Raw genomic sequence first — 22,084 nt, 5'->3', positions numbered from 1 at the left:
TTATGACGACGGACGGATACAGGTCGCGCTGGCTATCGTAATCGCCTGCTTCAGGCTATCCTCCGCCAGGGCGTAAGGGGCGATACAACGCGCGTTTTTCCCCTCTCCCCACTGGATGAACAGTTCACCTTTTAGCGGCAAGCCGCTCAGATAAATTTGCCCGTCATCGCCGACCATACTGGTAATACCGCTGGCGGTTTCTCGTACTATCGCGCCAAACGGTAACGGACGTCCGCCAAGCCTCGCGGTAATGATTGCCCTTACGCCTATCCGCGTATCAAAAGCGGCCCGCACCAGAGCGCCCTCTGTCGGCACTACGCTGCTGACGTTATTTTCGACATCGGTATGGTTGTCCATCGTGTTGGTATCTAACGCGACGCGGTTATAGCGATATACCGTGGCGTAGGGCATTACCGCATAACCCCGCCAGTCCGTTTTCACGCCGGTCTGGTTTTCGATGCGCACGCCTTTCGCTCCCGGCGCTTTAATCAAGACATTGGTATCGCCCAACGGTTGGCTAAACGTAATACCATCCGCATGACCGACCACGCCGCCGGAAAGTTGCCAGTTATAGTCATGCTGATCGCGATCGTAGTTATATCCCACGCCCAGCGTGCCATACGTCGCCTGCCAGCTAGCGCTGGCGCTGCCGCTATAACCATTGGTACTGCTACGACCCTGCGTCACGCTGTAGCTCAGATTACGTCCTTCCAGAAGCGTGCCGCCCACTCCGGTCTGCCAGCTATTGTCGCCGTCGCGGTTGCGGTTGGCGTTAAACGTGGCATAAGTACGATCAAGAAGAGTGTCGCGCGCATAACGCCGTCCGGTCAGAACGCTAAACGGAACGGACATATTGAATGCCAGAATGCGGTCGGCGCCTGAGATCCCCACCGACTCGTTCCACGACCATGACAGCGAATAACTTATGCCTTGCCATCCACTGGCGTATCCCAGTTGATACCAGGTATTGGTATCCGCCGTATTCCAGTAATTTTGTTGACTGCCGGAAAGATACAGTGACCCGTAATCCCCCAGATTTTGCGAAATATTGACCTGAAAGCGGCCTTTTTTGCTGTAGCGGAGATTGTGGTAGCTCTGCGCCACCGGCACTTTATGGCGGCGTCCGTCGCTATCGTATTCGTAGTCGTACCCTTCCATACTGCGGTATGCCACATCATCCAGGGTGTAAAATCCGCGCGTGGAATAACGGTAACCCAGCAATTGAAAATTAGTCCCGTAATTATTCAGCGATTTGGCGTACAGAAAACGCAACGATTGCCCCTGATGGGTGCTGTCATCTGCCAGTTGGCTACGCGCATGTGTGACATCGACCGACACGGCTCCCCAGTCGCCCAAATTTCGCCCCGCCCCGACCACCACGGCACGGTAACGATCGGCAAGTTGCGTACCGCCGTAAGCCGTCAGCCCCGCAGGCAGGCCGGCAATCACCGTTCCCTGGAAAAAGAATGGCGAAGACTGCTGACTATTGCCGCTGCGAAAATCCCCGGTCACCAGGTCATACTTCACCCTGCCCTCACGCTGCAATAGCGGAACGGTAGAGTAAGGCACCGTGTAACGTTGTTGGCTACCGTCTTTTTCATCTACCGTCACCTCAAGGTCGCCGCTGGAAGAGGTAGGATTAAGATCGGTAATCGCAAACGCGCCCGGCGACACATAGCTTTGGTAGATAACATACCCGTTCTGTCGTATCGTCAGCTTTGCCGCCGTCCGGGCGATTCCTCTAACCGTGGGGGCGTAGCCCTGCAGGCTATCGGGATACATATTGTCAGAAGAGTACAGCCGCGCTCCGCGAAAGCCGACGCTGTCGAAAACATCGTTCCCGGTATTGCTGTCCCCCATGACCAGTTCGCTTTTTAGCGGAATGATGGCGCGCTGTACCCAGGTGCCAATGTTGTTCCAGCGTTGCGAATGATAGCCATCCCCTTTCGAATAGTTCCAGGCTCCGTTATTACGCAGCCGCCAGGGGCCATAGTTCAACCCGCTCGACAGACTCAAAAAATAGCTATCGCTGTCTGTTCCGCGGCTACCGGTAAAACTGTAATTAATGAGTGCGGCGGGTATCCCTTCATCCCACTCTTCCGGCGGGATATAGCCACGCGCGCTGTTGAGCAATGACGCCTGCGGCAAGCTAATATTTAAGCGCATCGACGCGAAATCAAACGCGACCTCCGCGCCCGGGATTTTCTCAGGAAGGTGAATACACGTGGTATCGACGCCTTTATCTGAGACAGGGAACGCCGCGGTATTCACGCCCAGCCGTTTAATCCACTCCGGTGTAAAACAAGGCATCAGGCCGCCGGATTTATCGCCGGCGCCCACGGCGCCCGCCTCAAAACGAATATCCTGCGTCGCTACGAATTCGTCGTTACGCCAGATATCCACCCGGTAAATACCGGGCGGCTGATGATTACCTTTTTCAAAGCGAGATAAATCCGCCACGGACGCGGTATCCGCCGACAAAAACGCAGGGTTGAAATAACTTTCGCCGCGGCTCGTCAGCGGACACAGCGCCGCCAACACCGACAGCGCCACGCCGTTTAACGGTGATACATAGCCGGGAAATCGCCCTGCAAACCAGGTTGTCTTCTTCATCGTGTTCTCGTGTGGCTTCACGCTCTCTGCTTAACCGAGACTGGCCGTTGTCGCCGACGTCAATGCGCCGTAATCATTGACGGTCTGAAATGTCACGCTGCCCTGCGCGCCAGTCGGTAAGGGAATTTGCATGTCGCTTTTTGGCGCGATCATCACGTTATCAATCTTTTTCGCGCCCACGCTGATATTGACCAGCGTGAGGTAATAAGCAGATGGGTTGGTTATCTTGAGATGGTTGCCGACACGGGAAAATTTCAGCAAGGTCGGCGCGTCTTCCGGCGTCTGCGGCAAATTCGCCGGACGCACGAACAGTTTGATGCGCGACAGAATCGCCAGTTGCAGAACGTTTTTTCCTTCAATATGACTTTTATCGACCGACGGGATGGCTTTCACGTTCATCCAGAATAACGACTCCCGATCCCCGGGTAGCGGTTGCCCGGCGTAGATAATACGCAGCGTGTTTTCGCTTTTGGGTTCGCTGACGAATAAAGGCGGCGTAACGATAAACGTTTTTTCTTTCTGCCCGGCGCTATTTTCGATCCATGAATTGACGAGGTAACGTTCTTGAGTATCGCTATTACTGATTGCCAGAGAAGTCTGCTTCGCCGCCGAGGGATAAATAACTCGCGTGGCGCCTAATGCAATCCCCCCCGCCGCCTGTACGTTCAGCGAAGTAAATAACGTGAGAAGAACAATAAAGCCTAATTTTATACTATTCAGCATGGTAAAAAATACCTTTTGCATTGAGTCACGTCGGCAAGAAAATTCATGGGTAAACCAGCGTAAACCACACTTCTGAATGAATTCGTCCCGGCGTCATATTTTCTGAAATTGCCCGATAGCGGGCAGTAAAATGCAAAGTCATTTCTGACGTTAAAATGGGCGTGTAATGAAGCGGTAACGTGTTAGGTATGATTTGCCGCTGCTGGTCATCAAATAACGCCAGGCCGATTCCGGCATTACCGATACCTTCGCCGCTGGCCAGAAAAACATGGGGATCTTCCGCAGGCGTAACGCCGGCAAACGCAATGCCGACATGACGCCAGACCTCCGCGCTACAGGAGATTAACCGTAACGAAAATGGAACGCTGACGGGAGCGAAGCTGCCAGGACCGGTAAACGCATTCGTGCGGTACTGTCCCATCAGTACGCGCAAATCCTGGCTTTCTGTGGCGACAGCGCAGCCGCCATTGACCAGTTGTCCGCGCAGGTGAACACGCCCGCTCTCTACCATTACCGGCTGCGCAATAACGGGCGACATCAAAACAAGCCCCACTAGCGCCGCGCCTTTCCTTATCATCTGCTATGTTCTCTTTTATCCCCGATAGCCTCTTCCGTTGAGGCGCCTCCCTTCCCTGGCGTTCCCTGACGGGATTATTCGTATTTCATGATAAAGGTGGCGTCGGCATTAGCCTGGCCTGGCGTCGTGGCGGCGGCGGTTGCCTTATAGCGTGCGGTAAAACGCAGCGTATTGGTGCCTTCAACCAGCGCCTGCTTCGCCGAGAAGGTCGCGCCGTCCGGCTTCAACGGTGAAGAGGTATTATCAAGAATCTCAATCCCGACGCCGGTTGCGGTAGTGCTATTGTCCGCAGAGGAGACAGCCAGCAAATTAGGGTTGGTGTTATCTGCCTGACCAGAGAAAGCCACGGCAGCGGTGGCCGCCACTTTCGGATCGCAGTCATTCAGTACAATGGAGAAAGGCACCTGCGCGGTCGTATCATCAATCGCCGTAAAGCTGGCGGTACGGTATTGGCCCAGCGTCACCGTTTGATCGGCGGATTTAGTGCTGACGGCACAGGCTGCATTAACCAGTTTACCGTCGAAATGAATAGTACCGCCACTCACGCTCACCGGAGTAGGATCAGCCGCAACCGCTGCGCCAGCGACAAACATCAGACTCGCAATAGTAGAGGTCATTAATTTATGTTTCATGGATTTCCCTTGAATTACACACACCCGGTTTCGGCATCCTGTCGGCTCCGTTTGAATTATTATCGACATAGCATGTCAGAAAAGTTATCTCTGCATCCTGTAAAGATAGATATCGCAGATTAATTAGTTTTCTGTTTCTCCCCTGAGTATCAGACGCAGTAATTAATCTTTGCGAATATGACATTTCGTCACGGTAATAAATTAAACATTTCGCTAAATAAAAAATAGCCGCAAACTCTTTTAATGACCTAAGCTAATTCTTATTGGGATATAAGAAGGGTCTAATCTTATTTTGTATAAAATGTCGCATTATGCCGCCCGATGCTATTAACGGCGAGGGATTACGGTAACCATAGCCAGGGTGATGAATTGTTTCTTTTTGGTTAATCATGGCGCGCTTACGGGTCACGTCTCAGTATCGTCAACGGACGGGGGAGACGTCGCGTTTGCATCGGAAACACAAACGTTAACTGACAGCGAGGCCCGCTTCTGACAAAATAGCGTTATCCCCTTTGACTTGAAGTAACAGATGGAATCTTCTCTCTGATGGCAGCAAAGATTATTGACGGTAAAACGATTGCGCAGCAGGTGCGATCTGAGGTTGCTCAAAAAGTTCAGGCACGCGTCGCAGCAGGTCTTCGCGCTCCCGGCCTGGCTGTGGTGTTGGTCGGCAGCAATCCGGCCTCACAGATTTATGTCGCAAGCAAACGTAAAGCGTGCGACGAAGTGGGATTCGTCTCCCGCTCCTATGACCTGCCAGAAACCACCAGCGAAGCCGAACTGCTGGCGCTTATCGATACTCTGAATGCAGATAACACGATCGACGGTATTCTGGTGCAGTTGCCTTTACCGGCAGGCATCGACAACGTTAAAGTGCTGGAGCGTATCGCGCCAGATAAAGACGTAGACGGTTTTCATCCTTATAATGTCGGTCGTCTGTGCCAGCGTGCGCCGCGCCTGCGTCCCTGTACGCCCCGCGGTATAGTGACCCTGCTTGAGCGTTACAATATTGATACCTACGGCTTGAATGCGGTGGTCATTGGCGCGTCCAATATCGTTGGACGCCCAATGAGCATGGAGCTGCTGCTGGCTGGCTGTACGACTACCGTTACGCACCGCTTTACCAAAGATCTGCGTCACCATGTCGAGCATGCTGATTTGCTCATTGTCGCCGTAGGTAAACCGGGCTTTATTCCCGGCGAATGGATTAAAGAAGGCGCAATTGTGATTGATGTCGGTATTAACCGTCTGGAAAATGGCAAGGTCGTTGGCGACGTCGTGTTTGACGAAGCCGCGGCGCGCGCGTCATACATCACGCCAGTACCGGGCGGCGTCGGCCCGATGACGGTCGCCACGCTTATCGAAAACACGCTGCAGGCGTGCATTGAATATCACGATCCACAAGGAAAATAACATGGCGACATTCTCTTTAGGCAAGCACCCGCACGTCGAGCTGTGCGATCTGCTCAAGCTGGAAGGCTGGAGCGAAAGCGGCGCGCAGGCGAAAATCGCCATTGCCGACGGGTTGGTGAAGGTTGATGGCGCGGTTGAAACGCGTAAACGCTGCAAAATTGTCGCCGGGCAAACCGTTAGCTTTGAAGGCCAAAGTGTGAACGTCGTGGCCTGATACAAGTGCCGGATAGCGACGCAAAGCGTCTTATCCGGCCTGATTACGCTGTCTTTTCAGATAATCATCCACTTAATCCTCTGCGTTCCAACTGCTAGCATGGCTATTTCCCTGTGAACCATCGCTATGCCTACCGTTATCACCCACGCCGCCGTTCCTCTGTGTCTTGGCGCAGGCTTAGGCCTGAAAGTTATCCCTCCTCGCCTGCTGTTTGCCGGTGTTGTGCTGGCGATGCTCCCCGATGCCGACGTGCTGGCCTTTAAATTTGGCATCGCCTACGGCAACGTATTTGGCCATCGCGGATTTACCCACTCTTTACTTTTCGCATTCGTCCTCCCCCTGTTGTGCGTACTCGCAGGACGACGATGGTTTCGAGCGGGGCAGGTGCGCTGCTGGCTGTTTTTAACCGTTTCATTGTTGTCGCACAGCCTGCTGGATTCGATCACCACGGGCGGTAAAGGCGTCGGATGGCTGTGGCCGTGGTCAGATGAACGTTTTTTTGCGCCCTGGCAGGTGATTAAAGTCGCGCCGTTCGCGCTTTCAAGCTACATCACGCCGTATGGACATCAGGTGATTATTTCGGAGCTGCTATGGGTGTGGCTACCGGGAGGCGTGCTAATGGGGATATTGGGCTGGCACAGATGGCGTATAGGGGACGAAAAGCGGGCTCGCTAATGTCGGACAGCGCTACGCTTACCCGACCTGTAGATTTCATCTCAGGTAGGCCGGATAAGACGCCCTGCGTCTTATCCGGCAATACGGCAATTACTTACGTCGCCAGGTGGTGCCCTGCGGGCCATCCTCCAGAATAATACCCATTTCAGTGAGACGATCGCGCGCCGCGTCCGCCGCCGCCCAGTCTTTCGCTTTACGGGCATCCAGACGCTGTTGAATCAAGGCTTCAATTTCCGCAACTTCACCATCATCCGCCTGCGCGCCGCTTTGCAGGAAAACATCCGGCTCCTGCTCCAGCAGTCCCAGCACGCCGGAAATCTTCCGCAGATGAGACGCCATCGCATTCGCGGCGGTCATATCTTCGCCCTTCAGACGGTTGACTTCACGCGCCATATCAAACAGGACGGAGTAGGCTTCCGGGGTATTGAAATCGTCATTCATCGCCTCCACGAAACGCGCTTCAAACGCCTCGCCGCCCGCCGGGGCCGCTGATTTATCCGTTCCACGCAATGCAGTGTATAGCCGCTCCAGCGAGGCGCGCGCCTGCTTGAGGTTCTCTTCGCTGTAGTTCAGTTGGCTACGGTAATGCCCGGACATCAGGAAGTAGCGCACAGTTTCCGCATCGTAGTATTTCAGCACGTCGCGCACGGTAAAGAAGTTGCCCAGCGATTTGGACATCTTCTCGCGATCCACCATCACCATACCGGAGTGCATCCAGTAGTTGACGTATTCGCCGTCATGCGCGCAGGTAGACTGGGCAATCTCGTTTTCATGGTGCGGGAACATCAGATCGGAACCGCCGCCGTGAATATCAAAATGGTTGCCCAACTGCTTGCAGTTCATCGCCGAACATTCAATGTGCCAGCCCGGACGCCCTTCGCCCCACGGCGACGGCCAGCTCGGCTCGCCCTCTTTCGACATTTTCCACAGCACGAAGTCCATCGGGTTACGCTTCACGTCAACGACATCCACGCGCGCGCCCGCCTGAAGCTGCTCAAGATCCTGACGGGAAAGCTGCCCATAAGTCGGATCGGTCGGTACATCAAACATCACATCGCCGTTATCCGCCACATAGGCGTGCCCTTTCTCGATTAAGGTGCGGGTGAGCTCGATAATTTCCTGAATATGGTGCGTCGCACGCGGCTCGCTGTCCGGACGCAGAATATTCAGCGCGTCGAAGTCCTGATGCATTTCCGCAATCATTCTGTCGACCAGCGCGACAAAACTTTCGCCATTTTCATTGGCGCGTTTAATAATTTTATCGTCGATATCGGTAATGTTACGCACATACTTCAGCTTATAACCGAGAAAACGCAAATAGCGCGCGACAACGTCAAAAGCGACAAACGTGCGTCCGTGGCCAATGTGGCAGAGATCGTAAACGGTGATACCACACACGTACATGCCGACTTCCCCGGCATGAATGGGTTTGAATTCCTCTTTTTGGCGCGTCAGTGTATTAAAAATTTTTAACATCGAAGATTCCGTATAGACGTGTGTGGGTAATTAGGTGTGTATAATACTCATAATTCAACCTTGAAGCAGCACACTTTGCAAGGTGATCGCAGCTTACGGTTATGCTATAACAAGCCCCTATATGTGCCCCATTGCGGGCTAAAGCACCACTCTCTTGGAACAGGATGCAAAAATGGTTACTTTCCACACTAATCACGGCGATATCGTAATCAAAACCTTTGATGATAAAGCGCCTGAAACAGTTAAAAACTTCCTGGACTACTGCCGCGAAGGTTTTTACAACAACACCATTTTCCACCGTGTGATTAACGGTTTTATGATTCAGGGCGGCGGCTTTGAGCCGGGCATGAAACAGAAAGCCACCAAAGAGGCGATCAAAAACGAAGCCAACAATGGTCTGAAAAATACCCGTGGTACGCTGGCAATGGCGCGTACTCAGGCGCCACACTCGGCTACCGCGCAATTCTTCATCAACGTGGCAGACAACGACTTCCTGAACTTCTCCGGCGAAAGTCTGCAGGGCTGGGGCTACTGCGTCTTTGCGGAAGTCGTAGAAGGTATGGACGTGGTAGATAAAATCAAAGGCGTCGCCACTGGCCGTAGCGGTATGCACCAGGACGTACCAAAAGAAGACGTCATCATTGAAAACGTGACCGTCAGCGAGTAATCGTGGCGACACTGTTTATTGCAGACTTGCATCTGCAAACGGAAGAACCGGCGATCGTCGCCGGTTTTCTGCGTTTTTTAGCCGTAGAAGCCCGCCAGGCCGACGCGCTGTATATTCTTGGCGATCTCTTCGAGGCCTGGATTGGCGACGACGACCCCAACCCGCTACATCGTGAAATGGCCGTTGCCATTAAATCGCTGGTTGATTCCGGCGTCCCTTGCTTCTTTATTCATGGTAATCGCGACTTCCTGATTGGCAAACGCTTTGCCCGCGAAAGCGGCATGACGCTACTACCGCAGGAAAAAGTGCTCGACCTGTATGGCCGCAATGTGTTGATTATGCACGGCGATACGCTCTGTACCGATGATGCCGGATATCAGGCGTTTCGCGCCAAAGTCCATAATCCGTGGGTTCAACGGCTGTTCCTTACCCTGCCGCTGTTTATCCGCCGCCGTATCGCCGCCAGAATGCGCGCCGGCAGTAAAGCCGCCAACAGCAGCAAATCGCTGGATATTATGGACGTCAATGCGCAGACCGTCGTCGCCGAAATGGAAAAACACCGCGTACAGTGGCTGATTCACGGTCATACCCACCGCCCGGCGGTGCATGAACTTTCCGCCAACGACCAGCCCGCATTCCGCGTGGTGTTAGGCGCATGGCATCATGAAGGTTCAATGGTAAAAGTCACGCCGGACAACGTTGAGTTAATCGCCTTCCCCCTGTAAATGTTCGTCGAATCGTCCGTTACGGCGCGCACGCAACCGTTTTCCTTGCCTGATTATCATGCTATTCTCTGACACCTCAAAAGCAGCGTGTCCCGCACCACAGGAGTTTTAAGACGCATGTCTTCCCGCAATAATCCGGCGCGTGTCGCCATCGTGATGGGGTCCAAAAGCGACTGGGCTACCATGCAATTCGCCGCCGAAATTTTTGAAATTCTGGATGTCCCGCACCATGTAGAAGTGGTTTCCGCTCATCGCACCCCCGATAAACTGTTCAGCTTCGCCGAAACGGCGGAAGAGAACGGATATCAAGTGATTATTGCCGGCGCGGGCGGCGCGGCGCACCTGCCGGGAATGATTGCGGCAAAAACGCTGGTCCCGGTACTCGGCGTGCCGGTACAAAGCGCTGCGCTAAGCGGTGTGGATAGCCTCTACTCCATCGTGCAGATGCCGCGCGGCATTCCGGTGGGTACGCTGGCGATCGGTAAAGCCGGTGCCGCTAACGCCGCCCTGCTCGCCGCGCAGATTCTGGCGCAACACGACGCGGAACTGCATCAGCGCATTGCCGACTGGCGCAAAGCGCAAACCGATGAAGTTCTGGAAAATCCCGATCCGCGGGGGACGCTATGAAGCAAGTTTGCGTTCTCGGCAACGGACAACTGGGCCGAATGCTGCGCCAGGCGGGCGAACCGCTGGGTATCGCCGTCTGGCCGGTTGGTCTGGATGCAGAGCCTACCGCCGTGCCGGTACAGCAGAGCGTCATTACCGCAGAGATTGAGCGCTGGCCGGAAACCGCGCTTACCCGCGAGCTGGCGCGCCACCCGGCCTTCGTCAATCGCGATGTATTTCCGATCATCGCCGACCGTCTGACACAAAAACAGCTTTTCGATAAACTGGGACTCGCGACCGCGCCGTGGCAGCTGCTGACCAGCGCCGACGAGTGGTCCGGCATCTTTGACCGTCTGGGAGAACTGGCGATTATTAAGCGTCGCGTTGGCGGCTACGACGGTCGCGGGCAGTGGCGTCTACGCGCGGACGAAACCGGGCAACTGCCGGATGACTGCTATGGCGAATGTATTGTTGAGCGCGGTATCCATTTTTCCGGCGAAGTGTCGTTAGTCGGCGCGCGCGCTCATGACGGCAGTACCGTGTTTTACCCGCTAACGCACAATTTGCATCAGGACGGCATCTTGCGGACCAGCGTCGCGTTCCCACAGGCGAACGCCGAACAGCAGGAGCAGGCGGAATCGATGCTGTCAGCAATTATGCAGGCGCTGAACTACGTCGGCGTAATGGCGATGGAATGTTTTATCACGTCGGAAGGCCTGTTAATCAATGAACTGGCGCCGCGCGTGCATAACAGCGGACACTGGACGCAAAATGGCGCCAGCATCAGTCAGTTTGAATTGCATTTGCGCGCGATTACCGGCCTGCCGTTGCCCGCGCCGGTGATTAACGCCCCGTCGGTGATGATCAACCTGATCGGCAGCGAGCTGAATTACGACTGGCTGAAGCTGCCGCTGGTACATCTGCACTGGTATGATAAAGCGGTACGTCCGGGGCGAAAAGTCGGCCATCTGAATCTGACCGACAGCGATACGTCACGTCTTAGCGCCACCCTGGAAGCGCTCTCTCCGCTCCTGCCAGGCGAATACGCCAGCGGCATTATCTGGGCGCAAAGTAAGCTTAAATAAACAGCGTGGGCGGCGCATTCTCTGTCGCCGCCCGTCGCGATCACAGACAGATGCAGGTTCCCGCTCTGCCCGCCAGGGTATCGTCAATACGCGACAATGCGCCAATCCATGCCGGCTTTCCGCACCGCTTCACATACCCGCTTACCGCGGTCACCTTCGGCCCCATCGCGCCATCGGCTTTGGCAAACGGCGCCAGCTCATCGGGCGAAGCCTGACGAATAGCGCGCTGCTGCGGCGTCCCCCAATGTTCATACACCGCATCCGCATCCGTCAAAATGATCAGACCATCGGCCGCTATCTGCTCCGCCAGCAATGCCGCCGCCAGGTCTTTATCTATCACCGCCTCGACCCCTTCGCCCTCGCCGGCAACAGGTACCCCGCCACCGCCGCTGCAAATCACCACATGGCCCTCTTTTAGCAATAACTCAATAGCGGCGCTTTCGATAATCTGACGCGGTGCCGGGGAAGCAACGACACGGCGCAGATATTTTCCATCACGTTTCATATGCCAGCCATAAGTCGCTTCCAGCGACATTTGCTCTTCTGGCGAATAAACGGGACCAATAAACTTTTCCGGTTCAAGAAAAGCAGGATCGTCCGCCGATACCTTTATCCGCGTTAATACTGTAGTCACCGGCGGCATATCGGGTTCAAGCGCCAGACGCTGCGCCAGCATATAGCCGATCATGCCCTGACTCTCCGCTACCAGCACATCCAGCGGATAAGGCTCAACGGCTTTCCAGGCAAGGTTCTGTAAAGCCAACAGGCCGACCTGAGGGCCGTTGCCATGTACTATCGCCAGCCGATACGAGCGGGCAAGTCGCGCCAGCGCGGGCACCGCGTCAGCAATATTGCGATATTGATTCTCTGCCGTTAGCGCTTCTCCGCGCTGCAATAATGCGTTGCCGCCAAGAGCAACTACCAACGTTTTCATTCCCTATCCTTTTACTATTTGTTGTCCAAGCCAGAACCCCAGCAGCGTATCCGCGCCAGAGGTGTGCCCCAGCGCCAGCAGTCCGTCAATCGCCGTTTCTGTGCGAACATCTCGTCGCAGCGCATGAATAAAGTGGAGTAAAGGCGACGCGAAATAACCCATAGCCGCATAGCGTAAATAGCTAACGCTCACGAGCGTCGTCGCCCGATCAAGGCTGCCGGATTGGGCAAAAAAATTACGCCCGGCGCGTTCATCTATGGCGCCAAAATACCAGGCCGCCAGCAACATTCCCGTCAGCGTGTCGTCATGACTGGGCGTTAAGCCCGGCCCTTTACCCAGCCATAGCCGCCAGTCAGTCGCAGCACCTGCAAGCGCCGACTGAAAGCAGTGACAAAACTGGCGAAGTTCCGGACATAGAGGCTGAGCTGCGGCGACGGTTAACGGCCCAAACAGCCCCGTCTCCTCACTACGCTGCATGTACGTCGCGTTAAGACGCGGCGACGCAAGATAGCGTGGAACCCGCAGCGAACAGCGCCTCTCCGGCTCGCATAAAAGAAACTCGCCAATCTGAATACCGGCAGCGGTTAACTGCGGTTTTTCGTCATCGGTGAGCACATCACGCAAGGCGTCAAAATCGCCGCCGCGCAGTATCCACCCTCCTGGACTGAAGCCGCTCCCCCGACGGTGAAGCGTTAATAACTCACCGCTTTTCGCCACAAAATTAATAGAGCGACGCCATACCCCTGACATCTGCCAGGGTTGCCGATAATCCGCCGATTGTCGGCTTGCCATAAGAGGATGGATACGTTTCATGAGACGCTCTCTTAACTTACACCCATGCTTTCCGCCAGCGCTTCCAGCGCCTGCTCGAAACAGGCCAGCGGCGCACGGACGGTTCCCGCGCCAATCTGACCAATTCCCGCCTCTTTATGCGCGATACCCGTGTTAATCAGCGGCGTAATTCCGGTCTCGACCACGCGGCGGATATCCAGTCCCAGACAGGCCCCCTGAAAATCCCAGCCGGGGATTTGTAGCTGCATGTTGCGTTCGAGATAAATTTCAGCCATCTCTTCAGAAACAGATTTCGCCGCTTCCATTCCCCCGGCACCGACAAAACGCGTTACGCCAGGCGCGGCAATCATCGCAGCGCCGCCAATACCAAACGTTTCAGTAATGGCGCTGTCGCCCATGTCCGGATTGGCCTGATCCTGCGAAAAACCGGTGAAAAATAGCCCCTGCGGCGTATTAACAGGCGCGGTGAACCAACGGTCGCCCAGACCGCTAACCCGAATGCCAAACATATCGCCATTGCGGGTCATCGCCGTCACAATGCTGCCGGCGCGAATCTGCGCGCCTGCGTCCATGGCGGCTTTACAGTAGGCCATCGCCAGATTAAGGAAGAATTGATCGGTGACGCTCAGAAAATCCATCACTTCCGCTATCTGCTGCTTATCGTGTTCCAGACGGGCGATATGCGGCGCCAACGTGCGCATCAGCAATGCGGAAGAGGCGATATTGCGCTGGTGGAATTCATCTCCCATCGTAATGCCCTGCGCCATCATTGCGGTCAGGTCGAGCCCCCGCTCCAGACGTCCCAGCGCCGCGCTTAATACCGGCATCAGCACATCACGCATCCAGCGCAAACGTTGCTGAACATCTTCGCCATAGGCGCCGAAACGCATCACTTTGCCGATCCCTTCGTTGAGATTGCAGTACGCGCGATTGCCGTCGGTGATATTTTCCACGACCAGCATCGGCATACTGGCTGACGTAATACCGCCCATCGGCCCCACGGCGTTAACGTGATGGCAGGGAATAAAGTTGACCTTTCCCTGCTCTAACAGCGCGAGCGCGCTCATTTCATCTTTGGCCCATCCTTCAAACAGGCACGCGCCGATACAGGCGCCTTTCATCGGGCCGGTCATCTCTTGCCAGCGCATCGGCGGCCCGGCATGAAGAAGCGTTTTCCCCTGATTGAGCACGCTAATTAATGAAGAAGCTGGCTTCACATCCAGCCAGTGCGGACGTGCGCGACGAATTTGTTCGATGACTGCAGCGTTGGCTTGCGCCACTGATGTAAACATGGGAACCCCTTATTGCAAACGTTCTAACAGACGAGCCAGTTTTTTATTACCGCCAGCGACAGGCGCCCACTGGTAGTGCACCACGGGCATACCGGCAGCCTGTAAATCCAGCGCGAAGCTACGTAACCCGGCATTAATCACCGCCACCGCTTCCAGTAACCGGGGAGCTGATGGATGAGTGGAAGAGAGAGTGGGTCGAATCAGTTCCGCGGCCAACAGAGTGGCTTCGGGAAGGGAATCCACTACCGTGATGCCGGCATCTTCGAGCGCGGCGATTTGTTGCGAGCGGCACTGAGGATCGCGTTCCGTTCCGGTGACGGTTGCGATGGCGAACAGCGGCTGGTCGCTGGCGCGTGCGGCACATGCCTTCTGCCAGGCCTGAATCAGCGATGCGGCGGGATCGGCGGTCGCGCCAAAACCAATAACGACGTCCACTAATAACACGCGTACCTGCGGCTGTGCGCCAAGCCCGGCGATAAGCTGATTACGTAACGCCGGGTCGATCATCGGATGTGGTCGCCCAACGGTATAAAAGTCATCGCCCAGATCGATAATCTGGTGGCCGTCAGCGTCAAGCATCATGCCATGGTGATGTTCCGTATCCGTCGCGACGCCCAGATAGCCGGCCAGCAGTCCCGCCGCTTCCGCCGCCAGCGTTCCGCCGGTATAGAGACCACGAATCACGCCGCCTGTTGAAACCATTTCTTTACGCTGCGACGTCACGCGAGACAATAAACATGCCAGCCGGGCGGCTTCATCCAGCGTCGAGGCAAACCAGACGTTTTCCTCACGCGCAACGGGGGAGGAAAACCCTAAGAACAGCGCTACAACGGGTTTGCCGGTGGCTTTCATCGCCGCGATAATATGCTGACGAACCGCATCGGCAGGCGGTTTGGAGACAAAGGCCAGCACCTGGCTCTTTTCATCCGCGCTGAGTATGTCCAGTGCCGTTAGCGCGCTGATCCCGCCGACCTCGGCGCTCAAATCGCGTCCGCCAAGCCCGATGGCATGGGTAATCCCTTCCCCCGCCAGCGCAATCTGTGAACAGAGCTCCTGAATACCGGTGCCGGAAGCGCCAATCACCCCGATGTTGCCCTCTGGCATGACGTTAGCGAAAGCCAGCGGCGTATTGGCGATCATAGCGGTGCCGCAATCCGGCCCCATGACCAGCAGTCCTTTATCACGCGCCCGGCGTTTTAGTCTGATTTCATCGTCCAGCGTGACATTATCGGAGAAGATCATCACGTTCAACGAACGATCCAGCGCCTGCTCCGCCAGTTCCGCCGCATATTCGCCGGCCACCGATACCAGCGCCAGATTCGCCTCTGGCAGTTTCTGACAGGCGCTTTCCCAGCGTCTGACCTGGATTAACGACTGGCTGCCGCTGCTTCCCTGCGCCAACTGCTGCAATGCTTCTTCGAGCTGTCGCACAATCACTTGCGTAATGCCGTCATCTACCGCCTCGGTACGAATCGCCACGCAAATGTCATTGGGCGTAGCGCCATGAAAATCGTCATGCCAGAAACCGGTAGTTTCCAGCAGCGACTTATTCGCAGGCGTTCCCATCATTACCGATACATCATCAACATTTTCGGACTCACTCAGCTTTCGAGAAATAATCATTAAGCTGACAGAGTCCTGAAAACACCCTTTTTTAATAAAGGCGTGGATCATAACAACTCCTTAATAATTGCACCCATTGCAATTGCACGAGCAGTGTTAATGTGCGCTTCACGGTATATATCCGGGAGGGTAAATAGAGTGATTAACGTCACATCAAATTTATTAACAAAAGAATTCAAACAACGGCTAAAGGATTAGTTATGATTTTCTAAAAAAGCTTTTTATTTAAGCAAAAAGATAAAACCCGCCTGATTATCAAATAAATTCTAATTATATTTTTTTGCCTGTCTGGATCACATAATCATTTTACTTTCCCGGTATGTTAATCGCAGTCATGCTTCACACCGTCGTTAAAAAGGAAGACAGATGAAAATCAGTCGGGAAACACTCCATCAGCTTATCGAAAATAAGCTTTATAAAGCCGGACTAAAACGTGAGCACGCCGCCATCGTCGCCGACGTACTGGTTTATGCAGATGCCAGAGGTATTCACTCACATGGCGCCGTACGTGTTGAATATTATGCCGAACGAATTTCAAAAGGCGGCACCAACCGGGAGCCTACGTTCCGCATTGAGAATACCGGTCCCTGTACGGCGATACTGCATGCCGATAATGCTGCCGGACAGGTCGCAGCCAAAATGGGAATGGAGCATGCTATTGAAATAGCCAAAAAAAATGGCGTCGCGGTTGTCGGCATTAGCAGAATGGGCCATAGCGGCGCCATCTCTTATTTCGTCCGCCAGGCTGCTCGCGAAGGCCTGATCGGTCTGTCTATCTGTCAGTCCGATCCTATGGTCGTGCCGTTTGGCGGGGCGGATATTTACTATGGCACTAATCCGCTGGCCTTTGCCGCGCCGGGCGAAGGCGATGACATCATTACCTTCGATATGGCCACCACCGTGCAGGCCTGGGGAAAAGTCCTCGATGCACGGTCCCGCAATGAGTCCATTCCGGAGAGTTGGGCCGTTGATAAAAATGGCGCGCCGACACAGGATCCTTTTGCCGTCAATGCGTTATTACCCGCCGCAGGCCCGAAAGGTTACGGCCTGATGATGATGATCGATATTCTGTCCGGTATTCTGCTGGGGCTGCCGTTTGGCCGCCAGGTCAGTTCGATGTATGAAGATTTACACGTCGGACGCAATTTAGGACAACTTCATCTGGTCATTAATCCGGCGTTCTTTTCTTCCTGTGAATTATTCCGCAAACATATTAGTCAGACCATGCAGGAACTCAATTCCGTGAAGCCCGCCCCCGGTTTTAAACAGGTTTATTATCCTGGACAGGATCAGGATATTAAACAGAAAAATGCCGATATGAATGGTATCGATATTGTTGATGATATTTATCAATATCTGATTTCCGATGCCCTCTATCTCAAGTCATACGAAACAAAAAATCCCTTTGCCCAATAATTATTGAAACAGGAATTTTCTATGATAAAGCATTTTCGCCACGCGATAGAAGAAACATTGCCCTGGCTCTCTTCCATTGGAGCCGATCCTACGGGTGGAATGACGCGTTTACTTTATTCGCCTGAGTGGCTGGAAACACAGCAGCAGTTTAAAAAGCGAATGGCAGAAAGCGGTCTGGAAACACGCTTTGATGACGTCGGAAATTTATATGGCCGCCTTTGCGGCACACAATTTCCGGAGCAGGTGATTTTAAGCGGTTCGCATATTGATACGGTCGTCAACGGCGGCAATCTGGACGGACAATTCGGCGCGCTTGCCGCCTGGCTGGCGCTCGACTGGCTAAAAGCGACCTACGGCGCGCCGCTGCGCACCGTCGAGGTAGTATCAATGGCTGAGGAAGAAGGCAGCCGTTTCCCTTACGTTTTTTGGGGCAGCAAGAACATTTTTGGCCTGGCGAATCCTGAAGAGGTACGCCATATCCAGGACGCCAAAGGCACAGGCTTTGTCGACGCTATGCAGGCGTGCGGATTTACCCTTCCCGCCGCGCCGCTCGCCGCGCGAACCGATATCCGCGCCTTTGTTGAATTGCATATTGAGCAAGGCTGCGTTCTGGAGAGCAACGGACAGTCGATTGGCGTCGTCAACGCCATCGTCGGGCAACGTCGCTACACGGTGACGCTCAACGGCGAGTCCAACCATGCAGGCACAACGCCAATGGGCTATCGTCGCGATACGGTGCATGCCTTCAGTCGTATTTGCAGTCAGTCCATTGAAAAAGCCAAACAGCATGGCGATCCCCTGGTATTAACGTTCGGCAAAGTTGAGCCGCAGCCGAATACGGTCAATGTTGTCCCTGGAAAAACCACATTTACAATCGATTGCCGGCATACGGACGCCGCGGTACTTCGCGAATTTACCGAACAGTTGGAAAACGATATGCGCGCCATCTGCGATGAAATGGATATCAGCATCGATATCGATTTGTGGATGGACGAAGCGCCGGTGCCGATGAACGCCGAACTGGTCGCAGCCCTCACCAGGCTGTGTGAAACCGAACAACTGAACTATCGCATAATGCATAGCGGCGCAGGTCATGACGCGCAAATTTTCGCGCCGCGCGTCCCTACCTGTATGATTTTCGTCCCCAGCATTAATGGTATCAGCCATAACCCGGCGGAACGTACCAACATTAATGACCTTGCTGAAGGGGTCAAAACTCTGGCATTAATGCTTCATCAACTTGCCTGGCAAAAATAAGGAGCCATCAATGGGATATCTGAATAACGTCACGGGTTACCGCGATGATTTACTGGCGAACCGCGCCATTGTGAAACACGGTAACTATGCGCTCTTAACGCCGGACGGTCTGGTGAAAAATATTATTCCCGGATTTGAAAACTGTGACGTCACCATCCTTTCGACGCCGAAGCTGGGTGCTTCTTTCGTCGATTATCTGGTCACCTTACATCAGAATGGCGGCAACCAGCAGGGCTTTGGCGGCGAGGGGATTGAAACTTTTCTCTATGTCATTACGGGAAATATTGAAGCTAAAGCAGAAGGAAAAACATTCTCTTTAACCCAAGGCGGATACCTCTATTGTCCACCGGGCGAGATGATGACCTTTAGCAACGCTCAAACGGAAGACAGCCAGCTATTTTTATATAAACGCCGCTATACTCCTGTCGAGGGGCATGCCCCGTGGTTGGTTTCCGGCAATGCCAGCCAGCTGGAGCGTATTCATTATGAAGGCATGGAAGATGTTATTCTGCTGGATTTCCTGCCTAAAGAGCTGGGCTTCGATATGAATATGCATATTCTGTCGTTCGAACCGGGCGCCAGCCACGGCTATATTGAAACCCACGTCCAGGAACATGGCGCTTATATCCTTTCCGGCCAGGGGGTTTATAACCTCGACAACAACTGGGTGCCGGTGAAAAAAGGCGACTACATCTTCATGGGCGCTTATTCCCTGCAGGCCGGATACGGTGTAGGTCGTGGCGAAGCATTCAGCTACATCTACTCCAAAGACTGTAACCGCGACGTTATGATTTAACGGCGGGCAGCCCTCCTGATTATTTTTATTTAGCTATGTTGGATTTTGCCACGGTGAGAACCGTGGCTTTTTTTATACTTAACGAGTCCCGATGTCCTGGCCAAGTTTGATGACGCGGGCAATATTACAGGCGCTGTGGTAGAGATTTTGTTCACCGTTCGCCAGAACCTCCGGCAAAGGCGCCAGCCGCGGCAAAATACTGAATACCGCATCAATACCGTGGCGATGGACCACCTCCACGCCGTCTCCCAGTACGCCGGCGATGCCGATAACCGGGACATGATGCCGTTTCGCCACTGACGCGACGCCTATCGGCGCTTTTCCTCCCGCCGTTTGCGAGTCGATTCGCCCTTCTCCGGTAATCACCAGCGAGGCCTCTTTTACCGCCTCCTCCAGCTTCACCGCCTGCATAACAATCTCAATACCGGGCTTCATTTCCGCTTCCAGGAAGACGATAGCGGCAATCCCCATTCCTCCGGCCGCTCCACCGCCCGGTATTTGAGACATGTCGCGTCCGGTCAGGGCATGTAAGACACGGGCATAATTACGCAATCCATTTTCCAGCGTCTCGACCATTTCAGGCGTCGCCCCTTTCTGCGGACCGAATACCGCCGCCGCGCCGCGTGGCCCCACCAACGGGTTATCAACATCACAGGCGACCTCAATACGACACTCTGAAATTCGCGGATCGCGCCCCTGCAGGTCAATGCTCGCCAGGCGCGATAAATTGCCCCCTCCGGCGCCAAGCGGCGTTCCCTGCGCGTCCAGAAAACGCACACCGAGCGCCTGCGCTACTCCCATTCCGCCATCCACCGTGGCGCTGCCGCCGATACCCAGAATAATATGGCGAATCCCCGCGTCCAGGGCGTGACGAATCAATTCGCCGGTGCCGAAACTGGATGCCAGCAGCGGATTACGCGCCTCGGGCGCCACCAGCATCAATCCGCTCGCCGCCGCCATTTCAATAATCGCCGTTTTGCCGTCGCCGGTCAGGCCATAAAATCCGTTTACTTTTTCCCCCATCGGCCCGCTAACGTCCACAGAAACCCGTTTCCCGCCGGTCGCAGCCACCATTGCGTCCACGGTTCCTTCTCCGCCATCGGCGATCGGTAAACAAACATAGCGCGCATCAGGAAATACGGTTGAAAATCCCGCTTTAATAGCCTGACAGCATTTATCAGCGCTTAAGCTCTCTTTAAATGAATCTGGCGCAATTACAATCTTCATCATGTCTCCTTGTTTTCTCACGTTATTTAATGCGTTCCCACGGAATAAGATTTTCCATAAGCACTGCCAGTAAGATTCCCACCAGTAATCCGTTGCTAAGCAGAGGACGAATCATCAGTGGAAGATCCTGTAAATAGACCGGAGGAAGCCCCATCAAAAAAATGCCGACAAAAAGCGGTAACGCCAGGCGATAAATATTCCGCGCGGTAAACGTAATTTGCTGGCTAAAAACCAAACCGGAATAAAGTAAAGGTAAATAAGAGACCAGCATAACGGCGCTGCTGATCGCCAGTGGAATAGCGCAAAATAAGCGGGTTAACGGCGTTATAATGGCAACCAGCAGACACAGCGCGCTACCGCAGATAAAGGATTTGCGAGAACTGTCGCCGGTTTGCGTTAATAAACCAATGGAAGATACAAAAGGCGAAAAAGGCACGACAGCGAAAGGCACCGTCACTAACGTCATCAGTCCGGAAATCATAAAGCTTCGGCGATAACGAGAACTGCCCGACCCTTGATGCAGATAAAAGATATCGGTACCGCGGATGGCGCCGTAAGTGTTGCTGATGTTGACTAACCCCGTCATCACCGCCGTCACAATAATACCCGGCATCAGCGTGCCGTGGCTGCCCAGAGGAAACCATCGCCAGCTTAATTCACCCGGCGGTAAGTGTGATGAAGGAAAGCATAACCGCCATAGCCCCCACCCGACCACGGTCCCTACCAGTAACGCGTAACGGGAGATACGCTGTTGCAGGAAAATAATCATCGCGAGGATAAAACACATCACCGCGACCGCCAGCCCAAAGGGGGCCAATTTGATTCTGGCGCTGGTATCGGCAATGCCAAAAGGCAGCCCCAGCATGCCTTTAAAAAATATTGAGGTCAGCTGCGCGCCCAAAAGCAGCATGAAAAAAACCATTACCGCCGGCGTAAACAGGCGAGCCAGACGGTGTCCTAAGCCGCTAATGCCGATAAATATCGTCACCATTGCGGAGATCGCGATCCCGACCGACAGGCTGGAGGCGATATCGTTCAGCGGCGTGCCGCGAGACGCCTCGCCAAGCGTAATCGTAAGAATAGCGCCCCACCACAGCCCTGTCGGCCCTTCCATAATGGCCCGGCGATGGCCGCAAAATGCCTGAACCAGGCAGGCCAACGCGGTGGTCAAAAAAGCGTATTGTGTGAGCATTAACAGGTTATCAGCGGGAAGATGAAAAGCGGACAGCAAGGTAGGGGGAACCACAACCGTGTTACAGAAAATAAAGAAAAACCACTGAAAGCCGGACAACACACTTTCGCGGTTAATAACAGGGAACATATCCACACCTTAAAATAGAG

21 protein-coding genes are annotated in these 22,084 nt (G+C 54.2%); 10 read left to right on the top strand and 11 right to left on the bottom strand.

Annotated elements, in window-relative coordinates:
* The 4 genes from HV477_RS17615 to fimA all read right to left on the bottom strand — a co-directional run bounded on the left by HV477_RS17615 (position 1) and on the right by fimA (position 4,545).
* Complete coding sequence (locus HV477_RS17615) at positions 1–2,613, bottom strand: fimbrial biogenesis usher protein (RefSeq protein WP_079899306.1); 2,613 nt, start codon at positions 2,611–2,613, stop codon at positions 1–3.
* Positions 2,614–2,643: 30 nt separating this feature from the next.
* Positions 2,644–3,336, bottom strand: a complete 693-nt coding sequence (fimC, locus tag HV477_RS17610) for a type 1 fimbria chaperone FimC (protein ID WP_001519112.1) — start codon at positions 3,334–3,336, stop codon at positions 2,644–2,646.
* A 43-nt stretch (positions 3,337–3,379) separates the two neighbouring features.
* Positions 3,380–3,913: a type 1 fimbrial protein subunit FimI gene (gene fimI / locus HV477_RS17605; RefSeq protein ID WP_000619618.1), complete on the bottom strand. Its 534-nt coding sequence runs from the start codon at positions 3,911–3,913 to the stop codon at positions 3,380–3,382.
* Between the two features lie 74 nt (positions 3,914–3,987).
* On the bottom strand, positions 3,988–4,545 hold the full coding sequence (fimA, locus tag HV477_RS17600; protein ID WP_001616584.1) for a type 1 fimbrial protein subunit FimA: 558 nt from the start codon (positions 4,543–4,545) through the stop codon (positions 3,988–3,990).
* Between the two features lie 546 nt (positions 4,546–5,091).
* On the opposite strand from fimA, the gene folD reads away from it, so the two are divergent.
* The 3 genes from folD (at position 5,092) to HV477_RS17585 (ending at position 6,847) form a co-directional block, all read left to right on the top strand.
* Positions 5,092–5,958, top strand: a complete 867-nt coding sequence (gene folD / locus HV477_RS17595) for a bifunctional methylenetetrahydrofolate dehydrogenase/methenyltetrahydrofolate cyclohydrolase FolD (RefSeq protein WP_000729165.1) — start codon at positions 5,092–5,094, stop codon at positions 5,956–5,958.
* Between the two features lies 1 nt (position 5,959).
* On the top strand, positions 5,960–6,172 hold the full coding sequence (gene ybcJ, locus HV477_RS17590) for a ribosome-associated protein YbcJ (RefSeq protein ID WP_000190278.1): 213 nt from the start codon (positions 5,960–5,962) through the stop codon (positions 6,170–6,172).
* Positions 6,173–6,298: 126 nt separating this feature from the next.
* The gene (locus tag HV477_RS17585; RefSeq protein ID WP_053444959.1) at positions 6,299–6,847 is read left to right on the top strand and encodes a metal-dependent hydrolase; all 549 of its coding nucleotides are present in this window, start codon (positions 6,299–6,301) and stop codon (positions 6,845–6,847) included.
* 90 nt (positions 6,848–6,937) lie between these two features.
* Here the strand turns inward: HV477_RS17585 and cysS are convergent, their stop codons facing one another.
* Positions 6,938–8,323 carry a cysteine--tRNA ligase gene (gene cysS / locus HV477_RS17580; RefSeq protein WP_000912377.1) on the bottom strand — a complete coding sequence of 462 codons (1,386 nt, stop codon included), beginning with the start codon at positions 8,321–8,323 and terminating at the stop codon, positions 6,938–6,940.
* A gap of 172 nt (positions 8,324–8,495) precedes the next feature.
* On the opposite strand from cysS, the gene ppiB reads away from it, so the two are divergent.
* From ppiB to purK, 4 genes are all read left to right on the top strand, one after another.
* Complete coding sequence (ppiB, locus tag HV477_RS17575; RefSeq protein WP_000255991.1) at positions 8,496–8,990, top strand: peptidylprolyl isomerase B; 495 nt, start codon at positions 8,496–8,498, stop codon at positions 8,988–8,990.
* A 2-nt stretch (positions 8,991–8,992) separates the two neighbouring features.
* On the top strand, positions 8,993–9,715 hold the full coding sequence (lpxH, locus tag HV477_RS17570) for a UDP-2,3-diacylglucosamine diphosphatase (RefSeq protein ID WP_000212289.1): 723 nt from the start codon (positions 8,993–8,995) through the stop codon (positions 9,713–9,715).
* Between the two features lie 117 nt (positions 9,716–9,832).
* Entirely contained in the window at positions 9,833–10,342 is a 510-nt protein-coding gene (gene purE, locus HV477_RS17565; protein ID WP_000098736.1) for a 5-(carboxyamino)imidazole ribonucleotide mutase, read from the top strand.
* A complete protein-coding gene (gene purK, locus HV477_RS17560; protein ID WP_023227359.1) occupies positions 10,339–11,406 on the top strand; it encodes a 5-(carboxyamino)imidazole ribonucleotide synthase in 1,068 nt (355 codons plus the stop codon). Before purE ends, purK begins: the two co-directional genes overlap by 4 nt.
* A gap of 40 nt (positions 11,407–11,446) precedes the next feature.
* On the opposite strand, the gene HV477_RS17555 is transcribed toward purK, so the two are convergent.
* The 4 genes from HV477_RS17555 to HV477_RS17540 are packed head-to-tail and all read right to left on the bottom strand — an operon-like array spanning position 11,447 to position 16,098.
* Positions 11,447–12,340 (bottom strand): carbamate kinase, encoded by an 894-nt coding sequence (locus HV477_RS17555; protein WP_021000026.1) that lies wholly within the window; start codon positions 12,338–12,340, stop codon positions 11,447–11,449.
* 3 nt (positions 12,341–12,343) lie between these two features.
* Positions 12,344–13,153 carry a DUF2877 domain-containing protein gene (locus HV477_RS17550; protein ID WP_079899305.1) on the bottom strand — a complete coding sequence of 270 codons (810 nt, stop codon included), beginning with the start codon at positions 13,151–13,153 and terminating at the stop codon, positions 12,344–12,346.
* Positions 13,154–13,164: 11 nt separating this feature from the next.
* A complete protein-coding gene (locus tag HV477_RS17545; protein WP_000495330.1) occupies positions 13,165–14,424 on the bottom strand; it encodes a DUF1116 domain-containing protein in 1,260 nt (419 codons plus the stop codon).
* 9 nt (positions 14,425–14,433) lie between these two features.
* Positions 14,434–16,098 (bottom strand): acyl-CoA synthetase FdrA, encoded by a 1,665-nt coding sequence (locus HV477_RS17540; protein WP_058112861.1) that lies wholly within the window; start codon positions 16,096–16,098, stop codon positions 14,434–14,436.
* 315 nt (positions 16,099–16,413) lie between these two features.
* Here HV477_RS17540 and allD point away from each other — a divergent pair, with 315 nt between their 5' ends.
* Genes allD through allE form a run of 3 tightly spaced genes read left to right on the top strand, consistent with a single transcriptional unit; the run spans position 16,414 to position 19,516 of the window.
* On the top strand, positions 16,414–17,463 hold the full coding sequence (gene allD, locus HV477_RS17535; protein WP_079899304.1) for an ureidoglycolate dehydrogenase: 1,050 nt from the start codon (positions 16,414–16,416) through the stop codon (positions 17,461–17,463).
* A 21-nt stretch (positions 17,464–17,484) separates the two neighbouring features.
* Positions 17,485–18,720, top strand: coding sequence for an allantoate deiminase (gene allC / locus HV477_RS17530; protein ID WP_000589769.1), 1,236 nt, complete (start codon positions 17,485–17,487; stop codon positions 18,718–18,720).
* A gap of 10 nt (positions 18,721–18,730) precedes the next feature.
* Positions 18,731–19,516 carry a (S)-ureidoglycine aminohydrolase gene (allE, locus tag HV477_RS17525; RefSeq protein ID WP_000540985.1) on the top strand — a complete coding sequence of 262 codons (786 nt, stop codon included), beginning with the start codon at positions 18,731–18,733 and terminating at the stop codon, positions 19,514–19,516.
* A gap of 78 nt (positions 19,517–19,594) precedes the next feature.
* Here allE and glxK read toward each other — a convergent pair whose 3' ends face one another.
* Both glxK and HV477_RS17515 read right to left on the bottom strand, forming a co-directional pair.
* Positions 19,595–20,743 carry a glycerate 3-kinase gene (gene glxK / locus HV477_RS17520; RefSeq protein WP_023227355.1) on the bottom strand — a complete coding sequence of 383 codons (1,149 nt, stop codon included), beginning with the start codon at positions 20,741–20,743 and terminating at the stop codon, positions 19,595–19,597.
* 22 nt (positions 20,744–20,765) lie between these two features.
* Positions 20,766–22,064 (bottom strand): uracil/xanthine transporter, encoded by a 1,299-nt coding sequence (locus HV477_RS17515; RefSeq protein WP_000484505.1) that lies wholly within the window; start codon positions 22,062–22,064, stop codon positions 20,766–20,768.
* Positions 22,065–22,084 lie beyond the last annotated feature (20 nt).

The sequence above is a fragment of the Salmonella sp. SG203 genome, from assembly GCF_013350575.1.
Lineage (GTDB): Bacteria > Pseudomonadota > Gammaproteobacteria > Enterobacterales > Enterobacteriaceae > Salmonella > Salmonella enterica.
Note: the sequence above shows the minus strand (reverse complement) of the source record. Positions and strands in the feature narration are given on the sequence as shown.

What these genes read in the sequence shown, in the direction of transcription:
- HV477_RS17615 (WP_079899306.1), bottom strand. Translation starts at nt 2,613, where the DNA reads ATGAAGAAGACAACCTGGTTTGCAGGGCGATTTCCCGGCTATGTATCA.
- fimC (WP_001519112.1), bottom strand. Translation starts at nt 3,336, where the DNA reads ATGCTGAATAGTATAAAATTAGGCTTTATTGTTCTTCTCACGTTATTT.
- fimI (WP_000619618.1), bottom strand. Translation starts at nt 3,913, where the DNA reads ATGATAAGGAAAGGCGCGGCGCTAGTGGGGCTTGTTTTGATGTCGCCC.
- fimA (WP_001616584.1), bottom strand. Translation starts at nt 4,545, where the DNA reads ATGAAACATAAATTAATGACCTCTACTATTGCGAGTCTGATGTTTGTC.
- folD (WP_000729165.1), top strand. Translation starts at nt 5,092, where the DNA reads ATGGCAGCAAAGATTATTGACGGTAAAACGATTGCGCAGCAGGTGCGA.
- ybcJ (WP_000190278.1), top strand. Translation starts at nt 5,960, where the DNA reads ATGGCGACATTCTCTTTAGGCAAGCACCCGCACGTCGAGCTGTGCGAT.
- HV477_RS17585 (WP_053444959.1), top strand. Translation starts at nt 6,299, where the DNA reads ATGCCTACCGTTATCACCCACGCCGCCGTTCCTCTGTGTCTTGGCGCA.
- cysS (WP_000912377.1), bottom strand. Translation starts at nt 8,323, where the DNA reads ATGTTAAAAATTTTTAATACACTGACGCGCCAAAAAGAGGAATTCAAA.
- ppiB (WP_000255991.1), top strand. Translation starts at nt 8,496, where the DNA reads ATGGTTACTTTCCACACTAATCACGGCGATATCGTAATCAAAACCTTT.
- purE (WP_000098736.1), top strand. Translation starts at nt 9,833, where the DNA reads ATGTCTTCCCGCAATAATCCGGCGCGTGTCGCCATCGTGATGGGGTCC.
- purK (WP_023227359.1), top strand. Translation starts at nt 10,339, where the DNA reads ATGAAGCAAGTTTGCGTTCTCGGCAACGGACAACTGGGCCGAATGCTG.
- HV477_RS17555 (WP_021000026.1), bottom strand. Translation starts at nt 12,340, where the DNA reads ATGAAAACGTTGGTAGTTGCTCTTGGCGGCAACGCATTATTGCAGCGC.
- HV477_RS17550 (WP_079899305.1), bottom strand. Translation starts at nt 13,153, where the DNA reads ATGAAACGTATCCATCCTCTTATGGCAAGCCGACAATCGGCGGATTAT.
- HV477_RS17545 (WP_000495330.1), bottom strand. Translation starts at nt 14,424, where the DNA reads ATGTTTACATCAGTGGCGCAAGCCAACGCTGCAGTCATCGAACAAATT.
- HV477_RS17540 (WP_058112861.1), bottom strand. Translation starts at nt 16,098, where the DNA reads ATGATCCACGCCTTTATTAAAAAAGGGTGTTTTCAGGACTCTGTCAGC.
- allD (WP_079899304.1), top strand. Translation starts at nt 16,414, where the DNA reads ATGAAAATCAGTCGGGAAACACTCCATCAGCTTATCGAAAATAAGCTT.
- allC (WP_000589769.1), top strand. Translation starts at nt 17,485, where the DNA reads ATGATAAAGCATTTTCGCCACGCGATAGAAGAAACATTGCCCTGGCTC.
- allE (WP_000540985.1), top strand. Translation starts at nt 18,731, where the DNA reads ATGGGATATCTGAATAACGTCACGGGTTACCGCGATGATTTACTGGCG.
- glxK (WP_023227355.1), bottom strand. Translation starts at nt 20,743, where the DNA reads ATGAAGATTGTAATTGCGCCAGATTCATTTAAAGAGAGCTTAAGCGCT.
- HV477_RS17515 (WP_000484505.1), bottom strand. Translation starts at nt 22,064, where the DNA reads ATGTTCCCTGTTATTAACCGCGAAAGTGTGTTGTCCGGCTTTCAGTGG.